This window comes from Parahoeflea alexandrii, assembly GCF_027214025.1.
Classification (GTDB): domain Bacteria; phylum Pseudomonadota; class Alphaproteobacteria; order Rhizobiales; family Rhizobiaceae; genus Hoeflea; species Hoeflea alexandrii_A.
The window spans coordinates 177,313-189,595 of record NZ_JAPWHB010000001.1 but is presented as its reverse complement, the minus strand read 5'-3'; the positions used below and the strand labels follow the sequence as shown (position 1 = coordinate 189,595).

Genomic DNA, 12,283 nt, shown 5'->3' with positions numbered 1-12,283 from the left:
CCAACGTCCTGCCGGCGAGACAAATCCGGCTGCCCGCTGGTATCGCCCTTTTCCAGATGGCATATGCACTATATAATGATTGTCATTCATCGAGCTCGCACACATATGACATTGCCGCAAATTAAGACCGATATGAACCAGGAGGAAATGAACCTCCTGCTTGTCCAGGCCCGCAAGGCCAGTGATCTGTTGAAGTCGCTCAGCCACGAAACGCGGTTGATGATACTTTGCATCCTGTCCGAAGGCGAGAAATCGGTTTCGGAGCTTGAAGAGATTCTGGACATGCCGCAGGCTGCGGTTTCGCAGCAGCTGGCACGGCTGCGTCTCGACGGTCTCGTCGACACCAGACGCGAAGGCCGGATGATCTACTATTCGATTCTCAATCACGAAGTATCGTCCGTGATCGGGACGCTCTATTCGCTGTTTTGCGCGCCGGTGCGTGACGGGGCAGATCAGGCCGGCTGAACACCTGTGCCGACAATGCGCAGCGGCGCATGAACACCTACCGTCCAAACGAAACCAGCCTGATCATGATGAATGATCAGGCTGTTTTCTGTTGGTTCTTTTGAACTGACCGGCATAAGCCGGCTGTCATGCCGAGAGCTTAAGCAACCGCCCGTGCCAGCGCGCACTGCGACCACAGTTCGCTCAATGCCCCGGCCAGATGCTTGATGTCCGCATCGCTGTGCATCGGCGTCGGCGTGATCCGCAGCCGCTCGGTCTTGACCGGCACCGTCGGATAGTTGATCGGCTGCACATAGATGCCGTGGCTGTCCATCAGCACATCGGAAATCCATTTGCACTTCGACGCGTTCCCAACCATCACCGGAACGATGTGGCTCGGGTTGTTCATGTGCGGGATGCCATGTGCATCGAGCGCACGGCGAACCTTGGCAACCGCGTCCTGATGACGCCGCCGCTCAAGCTGGCTCGCCTTGAGGTGACGGATCGACGCTGCGGCGCCGGCGGCAAGCGCCGGCGGCAGAGCGGTGGTGAAGATGAAGCCCGATGCGAAGCTGCGCACGAAATCGCACAGCGCGCGCGATCCGGTGATGTAGCCACCCATCACGCCAAAGGCCTTGCCAAGCGTGCCTTCGATCACGGTCAGGCGATGCATGATGCCCTCGCGCTCGGCAATGCCGCCGCCGCGAGGCCCGTACATGCCAACGGCGTGAACTTCATCAAGATAGGTCATGGCGCCGAATTCGTCGGCCACGTCGCACAATGCCGCGATCGGGGCGACATCGCCGTCCATCGAGTAGACACTCTCAAACGCAACCATCTTCGGCGCGGACGGATCGTCCAGCGCCATCAAGCGGCGCAGGTCTTCCGGATCATTGTGCTTGAACACGCGCTTCTCGCAGCGCGAATGACGAATGCCTTCGATCATCGAGGCGTGGTTGAGCGCATCGGAATAGACGATCAGGCCGGGAATCTTGCCGGCAAGGGTTCCGAGTGCTGCCCAGTTGGAAACGTAACCCGAGGTGAAGATCAGCGCGTCTTCCTTGCCGTGCAGATCGGCCAGCTCCTCTTCGAGCAGCACATGGTAGTGATTCGTGCCCGAGATGTTGCGCGTCCCGCCGGCGCCCGCTCCACAGCGGTCGATGGCTTCCTTCATGGCGTTTGTGACCAGCGGATTCTGTCCCATGCCCAGATAGTCATTGGAACACCAGACAGTTACGTCCTGCGTGGAACCGTCCGCGCGATAGCGGGTTGCCCGCGGAAAGCCACCGGCCTGACGCTCGATATCGGCAAACACCCGGTAATTGCCAGCTTTGTGCAGGCCACCAAGCTTTTCCTCGAAGAACGCTTCAAAATCCATGGTATTATTCCTATGTGTCACTTCCAACATGCGAAACATCGCCGACTTCGTCAACCCGAAAAGCAGATTTTCGAAGACAGTCAAATAGTCGCACGGGCTGCACCGGCCTTGCCTTGTCCTATGTCAAATCGTCTCGCGCATATCACACGCCTGTATACTGAATGAACGATTAACAGCCCGAAGCAACATCCGTTTGCCCTACAGATAGGTCGATCGCTCCAGCGGCGTGATCTCGTTGTCGAACGCCTTGAGTTCCTCGCGCTTGATCTCTGCAAAGATCTTGCGCAGTTCCGGGCCGAACAGCCGGCGGATGAAGTCGGACCGTTCGAAATCCTCGATCGCATCATCCATGTCGTCGGACAATTGCGGTAGGGGCACATTGTAGGCATTGCCCTCCACCGGCGGCGGCGGCAGTTTGGCGTTCTCGATCCCTTCCAGCATCCCGCCCAGAACCCCTGCCAGAACGAAGTAGGGATTGGCGTCTGCGCCGGACATGCGGTGTTCGAGCCGCCGCGCCTTGTCGTCGGATGCGGGCACGCGCACGACCACGGACCGGTTGTTGCGGCCCCAGGCAATCCGTGTCGGTGCGTAGGATCCCGGTTGCAGCCGGCGATAGCCGTTGAAGCCGGGAATATAGAGCAGCAAGGTGTCCTTGAGCGTTCCCAGCAGACCCGCCGCAGCGTGCTGAAGCTTCAGATCGCCCGCCTCGCCGGCAAAGATGTTGTTGCCATCCTGGTCAAGAATGCTGGCATGCACATGCATGCCGTTGCCCGGCCACTCGAGGAACGGCTTGGCCATGAAGGTGGCGCGAAGCCCGTGCTTGTGAGCCGATTCGGTGATCAAGCGGCGCAAGAGCACGGTGTCGTCGGCAGCGGCCATGGCGTCGGCGCGGTGCTTGAGATTGACCTCGAACTGGCCCGGAGCGGCTTCCTTGATGATGGTGTCGATCGGCAGGCCCTGGGCAACGGCGGCAGCGCGGATCTCGGCGAAGAGATCGCTCTGGCCGCGCAATTCGGACAGCGAGTACATCTGCTGCTGATCGGGGCCAGGGCCATGGTCCTTGCCCATTCGGCCGGAGCGCTGGAACACCGCCGGATCGACCAGATAGAATTCGAGTTCGAATGCAGTGACCGGCCGGAGGCCTTTGGCCGTGAACCGGTCGACGATGCGCTGCAGTACATTTCGCGGATCGTACTCGCAAGGCTCGCCCGCCTCGGTGTACATCGACATCAGCACCTGCGCCGATGGCCGCGGCGCCCACGGTGCACGGTTGATCCGGCCCGGAATAGCCCGGCAGTAGCCGTCGATATCTCCGGTCTCGATGTGGATGCCGGTTGATTCGACCTCCCTGCCCCAGATGTCGAGACCGAAAATCGACAGCGGCATGTTGATGCCGGGATAACAGGCCTTGGCCAGCGCCTCGGTGGGGCCCCACTTGCCGCGCATCACGCCATTGATGTCCGGGATCAGGAAATCGACCGATTCGATGTCGGGATTGTCGGCCAGGAACCGTTCGGCTTCCTCGTTTGTCGGAAGACTTGCGTCTTGTTTTCCCGTGCTGGCGCTCTCGCGCATAATGTCACCTTGCCCCTTCAGGACTTTCTGTTCCCGCACAAAGCGGTTATTGCGGCGCTTGTCCGCACCGGAGTTTTGTGCACACACTCAAATAAAGGTCAAACCGATTTCATCGCGGCCTCTCTGAAAACAATCAGGAATAAAACAATGCGCGTCAATGTGTCTTCCCATGATCTCAAGGTTTCCGATCACAAGCACCATCTTCATCCCTTCACTGAGCAGGGCGCGCTTGGCGTGGACGAACGGCGGGTCATTTCCCGCGCGGATGGCGTCTGGCTGTGGGATACCGACGGCAACCGCATCATGGACGGCATGGCAGGACTGTGGTGCGTCAATGTCGGTCACGGCCGCCAGGAGATCGTCGAGGCGGTTCGCGCCCAGATGAGCGAACTGTCCTATTACAACACCTTCTTCAAGACCACGCACCCGCCGGTGATCGAATTGTCGCAGATGCTGGCCGATCTCGCGCCGGAACACATCAACATGGTCTTCTATGCCGGTTCCGGCTCGGAGGCCAACGACACGGTGCTGCGCCTGGTGCGCACCTACTGGGCGCTGAAGGGACAGCCGAGCAAGAAAGTGGTAATCAGCCGCAAGAACGCCTATCACGGCTCGACCATGGCCGGCGCCTCGCTTGGCGGCATGAGCGCCATGCACAGCCAGGGCGGCCTGCCGATTCCCGACATCCACCACATCGACCAGCCTTACTGGTTTGGCGAAGGCATGATGACCGGCATGAGCGAGGACGAGTTCGGGCTTTGGGCGGCACGCGAACTCGAGCGCGCCATTGAAGAAATCGGCGAAGAGAACGTGGCAGCTTTCATCGCCGAGCCGATCCAGGGCGCAGGCGGCGTCATTGTCCCGCCCGCCACCTACTGGCCCGAGGTGAAGCGCATCCTCGAAAGCCGGGACATCCTGTTCGTCTCCGACGAAGTCATCTGCGGCTTCGGGCGCACCGGCGAATGGTTCGGCTCCGGCTATTACGACATGAAGCCCGACCTGATGGCAATCGCCAAGGGGCTTACCTCCGGCTACCTGCCGATGGGCGGCGTGCTGGTCTCCGACGAGATCGCCGAAGTCCTGCACAGGGAAGGCGTCGAGTTCTTCCACGGCTACACCTATTCCGGCCACCCGGCCTGCTGTGCTGCGGCGATCGCCAACCTCAATATAATCAAACGCGAAGGCCTGGTCGAACGTGTCCGCGACCACATCGGGCCCTATTTCAAGCAGCGCTGGACCGCATTGGAGGACCACCCGATGGTTGGTCAGGCCCGCATGGTCGGCATGTTCGGGGCGCTCGAACTGGTGCCCGACGAAAACGACCTGAAGAAACGCTTCGACAATGTCGGCAAGGTCGGCACCATCACCCGCGATCATTCGTTCGCCAACGGACTGGTGATGCGTGCGGTGCGCGACTCGCTGATCATTTCGCCACCGCTGAGCATCACCGAGGAAGAGGTTGATGTGCTGATAGCTTCGGCCAGGAAGACACTCGATGATGCGTGGAACGATGTCCGCAAGCAGGGTCTTGCCGGCGCCTGAAGCGGCGGAGTTTAACCTTTACGCTTAAGCTTAACGCCGGGTTATCGAGCCCGGCGTTTGCATATGCGCTATGATCCCGGTCCTGAACAGGAGATCAGAATGCGCGCTCATCCATCATCAGTCCATCCCGGAGGGGCCGCCGCCCAGCGGAACGGATTGCTGGATCTGCTGCGCTTTGCCGCGGCGCTGACGGTTGCCGTCTATCATTTCCTCTACCGTGGCGCCCGGGAAGGCGGCTATCTCGATTTCGGCTTCGGCGCGGCGGGTGTTTCGGTTTCGCTCGGCTACCTGGGCGTCAACCTGTTCTTCATGATTTCCGGTTTTGTCATCATCTGGTCCGCCTCCGGGCGCGACTGGTATGGATTTTCCGTCGACCGCCTGGCGCGCCTCTATCCCGCGCATCTTGCGGCCATGACCCTGACCTTCCTGGTGATGGCCTGGTGGGGCCTGCCGCCCTATTCCACCGATATTTTCCAATGGCTCGCAAACCTCACCATGCTCGCTCCGATGTTCGGTGCCGATTTCATGGACGGAGCCTACTGGTCAATCGTCATCGAGATCATCTTCTATGGCTGGGTGGCGATCGGCCTGTTCTCGGGCGTTCTGCCCCGCCACACCGATGCCGCCGTGGCAATCTGGATCATGCTTGTCATGGTCAACAACACCATGCTGGGATCGCGCCCGGTGGAGCTCCTGTTCCTGACCGAATATGGCAGCTATTTCGCGCTCGGCATCATGGTCTGGCGGATTTCGTCGCTCGGCGGCAGCACCTTGCGGCTGCTGCTTGCCGCGTTGGCGACGATCATGACCTTTCACGCAGCCGAGGTGCAGCGGCTCGATGTCATTGCCCGCCTTGAGGAAGCCTCGAGCGGTCCGGTCGTGGCCCTGGCCAACGCGGGCATCATCGCCGCGTTCGTGCTGGCCGCTGTCGTTGGCCGCCATATTAAGGCCAGCCCGTGGGTGCTGGCGCTTGGCGGCATCAGCTACCCGTTCTACCTCATCCATCAGAATGCCGGATATATCCTGATGAATGCAACCGGACCGATGATCGGCAAATGGGCTGCGTTTGCGCTGGCACTGGCCCTGTCGCTCGCTTTCAGCTTGGCGATCTACAAGTATCTCGAACCAGCCGGGCGCGTCCTGATCCGCGCGCTGTTCACACCGATCGGCCGGTTCCTGCCCCGGACCGCGTGGCAATACCCCGCGCCAGCCGAATAAGGGCGATAAGACGCGGGGATTAACAAGAAGGGGCGGCCTATGTAGCCGCCCCCGCTCATGAGAGTGTCGTGTTAGCCGGGATCGGCTTACTGCGGCAGCTTGTCGTCCACGCCCTCGATGTAGAAGTTCATGCCCAGAAGCGTGCCGTCGTCGGAGACTTCGCCTTCCTTGAGCCAGACGCTGCCGTCCTGCTTGTTGATCGGGCCGGTGAAGGGATGCAGTTCGCCCGATTCGATCTTGGCCTGGGTCTCTTCCGCCATCGCCTTCACGTCGTCAGGCATGTTGGTGTAGGGCGCCATCGACAGAATGCCGTCCTTGAGCCCGTCCCAGGAGGACTGGCCGCCCTGCCAGGTGCCGTCCATCGCAGCCTTGATCTGCTTCTCGTAATAGGGACCCCAGGTGTCCTCGATGGCGGTCAGCTGTGCGGTCGGGCCAGCCTTGATCTGGTCGAATGCCTGGCCGAAGGCCTTGATGCCGCGTTCTTCGGCAACCTGCATCGGACCGGTGGAATCGGTGTGCTGGGTGATGATGTCGACACCCTGGTCGATCAGCGCCTTGGCTGCATCGGCTTCCTTGCCGGCGTCGAACCAGCTGTTGACCCATACGACCTTGAGCTTGAAGTCCGGATTCACCGAACGCGCGCCATGCAGGAAGCCGTTGATGCCCATCACCACTTCCGGGATCGGGAACGAGGCGATGTAGCCGGCAACGCCGGTCTTGGACATCTTGCCGGCGATCTGGCCGATGATGTAGCGGCCTTCGTAGAAGCGCGAGTTGTAGGTGGTCACGTTCGGGGCGGTCTTGTAGCCCGTCGCATGCTCGAACTTCACGTCCGGGAACTTTGCGGCCACGGCCAGCGTCGGATCCATGAAGCCGAACGAGGTGGTGAAGATGATGCCGCAGCCCGAACGGGCGAAGCGCTCGATGGCGCGTTCGGCGTCCGGACCTTCCGGCACGTTCTCGAGCGCCACGGTCTCGACCTTGTCGCCGAGCTTCTCCTGGGCATATTCGCGGCCGACTTCATGCGCCTGGGTCCAGCCGCCGTCGGTCTTCGAGCCGACATAGATGAAGCAGGCCTTGTACTTGTCTTCAGCCAGTGCGCTCGTGACCGCGGTCACTGCAAGCGTCGCCGCCAGCGCAAAAACAATCTTTCTCATTTGGTTCACCTCTCTGTTGCTCCTCCGGCTCCGCCGGATGGAATGTGGTTTGTTGTCTCGCGCCTTGGCGACCGGGCCCTACCGGTCAGGCACAAAGGGTTGTCCCAGCGAAGCCGGAGTGTTCATCAGTGTCAAGCGCCGGTCGCGCGATATGATGACCAGGACCACGATGGTGGCCACATAGGGCAAGGCCGAAAGAAACTGCGACGGAATCCCAAAGCCGAGCGCCTGGGCATGCAACTGCCCGATCGATACCGCGCCGAACAGGTAGGCGCCGCCGAGCACGCGCCATGGCCGCCACGATGCGAACACCACCAGCGCCAGCGCGATCCAGCCGCGGCCGGCTGTCATGTTCTCGACCCATTGCGGCGTGTAGACCAGCGACAGATGCGCACCGGCGAGACCGGCGCAGGCGCCGCCGAACATCACCGCCAGATACCGGATCTTGAGCACGTTGATACCCAGCGCATGGGCCGAGGCGTGATTGTCGCCGATCGCGCGCAAGGTCAGCCCGGCACGCGTCCGAAACAGGAACCAGGCGACACCGCCGGTAAGGATCAGTGAGATGTAGAAGATCGGGTCTTGGCCGAAGACCAGCCGTCCGATCAACGGAATGTCGCTGAGCACCGGAATGTCGAGGCTTGCGAGCTTGATCCCGGCGGAGCCGACGAAACTCTCCCCGATCATCCCCGATAAACCGAGGCCGAGCAAAGTGAGCGACAATCCGGTGGCGACCTGATTGGCGGCAAGAGACAAGGTCAGCACGCCAAACAGCAGCGAAGCGACAGCGCCGGCGGCAATTGCCGCCAGCATGCCGATCCAGGGCGAGCCGCTGAGGATCGTCGCTGCAAATCCGCAGACCGCGCCGATCACCATCATGCCCTCGACACCGAGGTTGAGCACGCCGGAGCGTTCGACCACCAGTTCGCCGATGGCGGCGATCAGCAGGGGCGTCGCCGCCGTCATGATCGTCAGCAGAATATTCTGGGCAATGTCCATCAGCCTTGGCCTCCGGCCGCCGGGGCCGCTTTGCGCAGCACCAGCCGCACCTGGTAATTGATCAGCGTGTCGCAGCCGAGCACGAAGAACAGCAGCAATCCCTGGAACACCCGGCCGACCTTGTCGGAGACGCCAAGCGTCATCTGCGCCGCCTCGCCGCCGAGATATGTCAGAGCCAGCATGAAGCCCGCGGCAATCGCCCCAAGCGGACTAAGCCGTCCCAGGAAGGCAACGATGATGGCGGTAAATCCGTAACCGGGCGAAATCGTCTCGCGCAGCTGGCCGATCGCGCCCGACACTTCCGCGATGCCGGCAAGACCAGCCAGCCCGCCCGAGAGCAGGAAGGCGAAGAAGGTCATCCGTGTCTGCGAGAAGCCGGCAAAGCGCCCTGCCCGCGGATTAGCGCCCAGCACCCTGACCTGGAAGCCGTTGAGCGTGAACCGCAGCATGAACCAGATAATGACCGCTGCAATGATGGCCAACAATATGCCGTAATGGGCGCTGCCCTGCGACGGCATGATCTCGGGCAACTGCGCGGCACTCGGGAAACGAATGGAACCGGGGAAATTGTTGCCGTTGGGATCCCGCAACACGCCGCGGGCCAGCCAGTCGAGAAACAGCTGCGCTGTATAGACCAGCATCAGGCTCACGAGGATCTCGTTGGTGTTGAAGCGGGTCTTGAGAAAGGCCGGGATCGCTCCCCAGGCAGCGCCGCCAGCCATGCCGAGCACAAGCATCAGCGGCAGCGTCAGCCAGTTCTGGAACCCGGGCAGCAGGATCGGCACCAGCGAACCCAGGATGCCGCCCACGATGAACTGGCCCTCGGCGCCGATATTCCAGTTGTTGGAGCGGTAGCAGACCGAAAGACCGACGGCGATCAGGATCAGCGGCGCGGCCTTCACTGTCAGCTCATGGATCGACCACACCTCGGTCAGCGGCTCGATGAAGAAACTATAGAGCGCGTCGAGGGGATTCTTGCCGAGTATCGTGAACATGATCGCGCCGGCAATCAGCGTCAGGCCAAGCGCGATGAACGGCGACAGCACCGCGTAGAGCGCGGACGGTGTCGGACGTTTCTGCAGTTCAATTCGCATGGGCCGCCTCCGCCGTTTCTGTGCCATGGCCGGTCCCGTCGTGAAAGCCGCCCATCAGCAGGCCGATCCGTTCGCGTGTCATGCCCGATGCCGGTTCCGGTTTGGAGAGCTGCCCCTCGTTGATCACCGAGATACTGCTTGCGATCTCGAAGACCTCGTCGAGATCCTGGCTGATGACGATCACCGCCGAGCCGCTCTTGGCCAGATCCACCAGCGCCTGGCGAATACGGCTGGCGGCGCCTGCGTCCACGCCCCAGGTCGGCTGGTTGACCACCAGCACGCGCGGCTGCCGGTCGAGTTCGCGGCCGACGATGAATTTCTGCAGGTTTCCGCCAGAAAGAGAGCCCGCGGGAGGATCCTCCAGCGACTTGCGCACATCCATCGCTGCCGAGATCCGCTTGGTGGCGGCCGCCACGGGGCCGGAGCTGATCAGGCCCAGCCAGCCGCCCGTCAGAAACGCCTCGCGGTCAGACGCATAGCGCGAAAGCACCAGGTTGCCGCTCAAATTCATGTTCGGCACCGCCGCGTGGCCATGCCGTTCTTCGGGAACGAAACTGCACCCCATCAGCCGGCGCGCGGTAATGCCAAGCCGTCCTGCGGGAACATCAGCGATACGCAGCGAGTCGGCGTCCGAAACAGTCACCTCGCCCGAGAGCACATCGAACAGTTCGCTCTGGCCGTTGCCGGCAACGCCAGCGATTGCAATCACTTCGCCGGCCCTGACGGTCAGGTCGACATCGCGCAGTGCGACCGCAAAAGGCGTGCGAGCCGGTGCCGAGAGCTTGCGAACCTCGACCAGAACCTCGCCCGGTTCGCCGAGGCCCGCGCCGGAGATTTCCGCCACCTCGCCGCCAACCATCATCCGCGCCAGCGAAGACGGTGTTTCCTGCCGCGGATCGCATGCCCCGGTCACCTTGCCGTGACGCAACACCGTAGCCCGGTCGCAGATCCGCTGAACCTCTTCGAGACGGTGGGAAATATAGAGAACCGACCGCCCTTCCGCCTTCAGCTTGGCGAGCGTCTCGAACAGCTTGTCGGCTTCCTGCGGCGTCAGAACCGAAGTCGGCTCGTCGAGGATGATCAGTTCAGGGTTCTGCAGCAGAGAACGGACAATCTCGATGCGCTGCCGCTCGCCCACTGAAAGATCCGCAACGTGGGCGGAAGGATCGAGCGGCAGGCCGTATTCGAGAGATAACCGCCGGGCTTCTTCCGAGATCCGGTCGATCGCGACCTTTCCGTCGAGCGCCAGAGCGATGTTCTCGGCAACGGTCAGTGCCTCGAACAACGAGAAATGCTGGAAAACCATGCCCACGCCGGTGGCGCGCGCCTCTCCGGGGCTGCCGATCCTGACCGGCTTGCCTTTCCACAGGATTTCACCTGCGCTCGGATCCAGCACGCCAAACAGCATCTTGACCAGGGTCGATTTGCCGGCGCCATTTTCACCCAGCAACGCGTGTATCTCCCCCGGTGCGATCGCAAGATCGATACCGTCGCAGGCCCTCAGGCTCCCGAATATCTTCGTCAGCCCTCTTGTTTCCAAAAGCGGTGTTTCGGTTCGCTGGTTTTGCACGTCACCCCCTGAAATCCGCGATTCCGGATCTGCCTTCTTTCGAGGCATTAATTCCGGAAGCACAAGAAACACGCTTCATCATGTGGCCACAAAATTCAAGGGACAGAAATCCAACAAGGTCTTTGCGTCCGGTGATCATCAAACGCAATTAGTGTGCGTCGCACAAGAGGTTCGCGTTGAAAACAACAAGCATTTTCAAATCGCCGCACTTTTGATCCTTCGCAATTTGCATTTACTGCCGGCGTTTCTCAAGTTTATCCTAACAGTGTTTCAGATCCCGCCGGCGGATTTTCCGGTCGGTCAGGGCAGCATGACGGTCGTTCCGGTTGTCTTGCGCCCTTCAAGATCGGCGTGCGCGCGCGCGGCTTCCGAAAGCGGATAACGCTGATTGATATCGATGCGCACATCGCCGCGCGCCACCTTGTCAAACAGCGCCGCCGCGGATTTCTCGAGATCCGCCCGGGCGGCGTTGTAGACAAAGATCGATGGCCGCGTGGCGTAGAGCGATCCCTTCTGCGCCAGCAGACCGAGATTGAAATTCTCGATCGCACCCGACGATTGGCCGAAAGCGGCCCACAATCCGCGCGGCCGCAGGCAGTCGAGCGAGCCGGGATAAGTGTCCTTGCCGACCGAATCATAGACCACGTCGACGCCACGACCGCCGGTCAGATCCTTGACGCGAGCGACGAAATCCTCACTGCGGTAGTTGATAACATGGTCATAGCCATGCTTGCGGGCCAGTTCCGCCTTTTCCTCGGAGCCAACCGTGCCGATGACGGTGGCGCCAATGGACTTCGCCCATTGCCCGGCGATCAGACCGACACCGCCGGCGGCGGCATGAAACAGGATGGTGTCGCCGGCTTTCACCTCAAAGGTGCGGCAGAGCAGGTATTCCGCAGTCATGCCCTTGAGCATCATGCCAGCGGCAACATCCAGCCCGACGCTGTCTGGCACCTTGACCAGCACCGCAGCCGGAACCAGCCGTTCTTCGGCATAGGCGCCGAGCGGACCGACATAGGCGACGCGGTCGCCGATGTTGAACTGGCTCACGCCCTCGCCCAGCGCGGTGACGATGCCCGCGCCTTCGTTACCCGGAATCAGCGGCAGGCCCTTGGGCGCCGGGTAGAGGCCGGTGCGGAAATAGACATCGATGAAATTGAGACCGACAGCTTCCTGACGGATCCGCACTTCCCCCGGCCCGGGATTGCCGGCTTCGTGATCGCGCCACTCCAGCACTTCCGGGCCGCCGTGTTGTGAAACGAGAATTGCCTTCATGTCGGTCTTCTCCAAAAAGTCTTCGGCAATG

10 protein-coding genes are annotated in these 12,283 nt (G+C 61.5%); 3 read left to right on the top strand and 7 right to left on the bottom strand.

Features of this window, described 5'->3' with window-relative positions:
• Positions 1-105: 105 nt before the first annotated feature.
• The gene (locus O4H62_RS00940) at positions 106-465 is read left to right on the top strand and encodes an ArsR/SmtB family transcription factor (protein WP_269385243.1); all 360 of its coding nucleotides are present in this window, start codon (positions 106-108) and stop codon (positions 463-465) included.
• 139 nt (positions 466-604) lie between these two features.
• On the opposite strand, the gene hemA is transcribed toward O4H62_RS00940, so the two are convergent.
• Together hemA and O4H62_RS00930 are read right to left on the bottom strand one after the other, a co-directional pair.
• On the bottom strand, positions 605-1,822 hold the full coding sequence (hemA, locus tag O4H62_RS00935; RefSeq protein WP_269385241.1) for a 5-aminolevulinate synthase: 1,218 nt from the start codon (positions 1,820-1,822) through the stop codon (positions 605-607).
• A gap of 198 nt (positions 1,823-2,020) precedes the next feature.
• Positions 2,021-3,397 carry a glutamine synthetase family protein gene (locus O4H62_RS00930; RefSeq protein WP_269385239.1) on the bottom strand — a complete coding sequence of 459 codons (1,377 nt, stop codon included), beginning with the start codon at positions 3,395-3,397 and terminating at the stop codon, positions 2,021-2,023.
• 147 nt (positions 3,398-3,544) lie between these two features.
• Between O4H62_RS00930 and O4H62_RS00925 the strand changes: the two genes are divergently transcribed.
• Both O4H62_RS00925 and O4H62_RS00920 read left to right on the top strand, forming a co-directional pair.
• On the top strand, positions 3,545-4,939 hold the full coding sequence (locus tag O4H62_RS00925; protein WP_269385237.1) for an aspartate aminotransferase family protein: 1,395 nt from the start codon (positions 3,545-3,547) through the stop codon (positions 4,937-4,939).
• A gap of 99 nt (positions 4,940-5,038) precedes the next feature.
• Positions 5,039-6,157, top strand: coding sequence for an acyltransferase family protein (locus O4H62_RS00920; protein ID WP_269385235.1), 1,119 nt, complete (start codon positions 5,039-5,041; stop codon positions 6,155-6,157).
• Positions 6,158-6,243: 86 nt separating this feature from the next.
• Here the strand turns inward: O4H62_RS00920 and O4H62_RS00915 are convergent, their stop codons facing one another.
• From O4H62_RS00915 to O4H62_RS00895, 5 genes are all read right to left on the bottom strand, one after another.
• Positions 6,244-7,314, bottom strand: coding sequence for a BMP family ABC transporter substrate-binding protein (locus O4H62_RS00915; protein ID WP_269385233.1), 1,071 nt, complete (start codon positions 7,312-7,314; stop codon positions 6,244-6,246).
• Between the two features lie 78 nt (positions 7,315-7,392).
• Positions 7,393-8,313, bottom strand: coding sequence for an ABC transporter permease (locus O4H62_RS00910; protein WP_269385231.1), 921 nt, complete (start codon positions 8,311-8,313; stop codon positions 7,393-7,395).
• The gene (locus O4H62_RS00905) at positions 8,313-9,407 is read right to left on the bottom strand and encodes an ABC transporter permease (RefSeq protein WP_269385229.1); all 1,095 of its coding nucleotides are present in this window, start codon (positions 9,405-9,407) and stop codon (positions 8,313-8,315) included. The genes O4H62_RS00910 and O4H62_RS00905 overlap by 1 nt, the downstream gene beginning before the upstream one ends.
• Positions 9,397-11,025, bottom strand: a complete 1,629-nt coding sequence (locus O4H62_RS00900; RefSeq protein ID WP_430538356.1) for an ABC transporter ATP-binding protein — start codon at positions 11,023-11,025, stop codon at positions 9,397-9,399. The genes O4H62_RS00905 and O4H62_RS00900 overlap by 11 nt, the downstream gene beginning before the upstream one ends.
• A gap of 252 nt (positions 11,026-11,277) precedes the next feature.
• Positions 11,278-12,252, bottom strand: a complete 975-nt coding sequence (locus O4H62_RS00895) for a quinone oxidoreductase family protein (protein ID WP_269385225.1) — start codon at positions 12,250-12,252, stop codon at positions 11,278-11,280.
• Positions 12,253-12,283 lie beyond the last annotated feature (31 nt).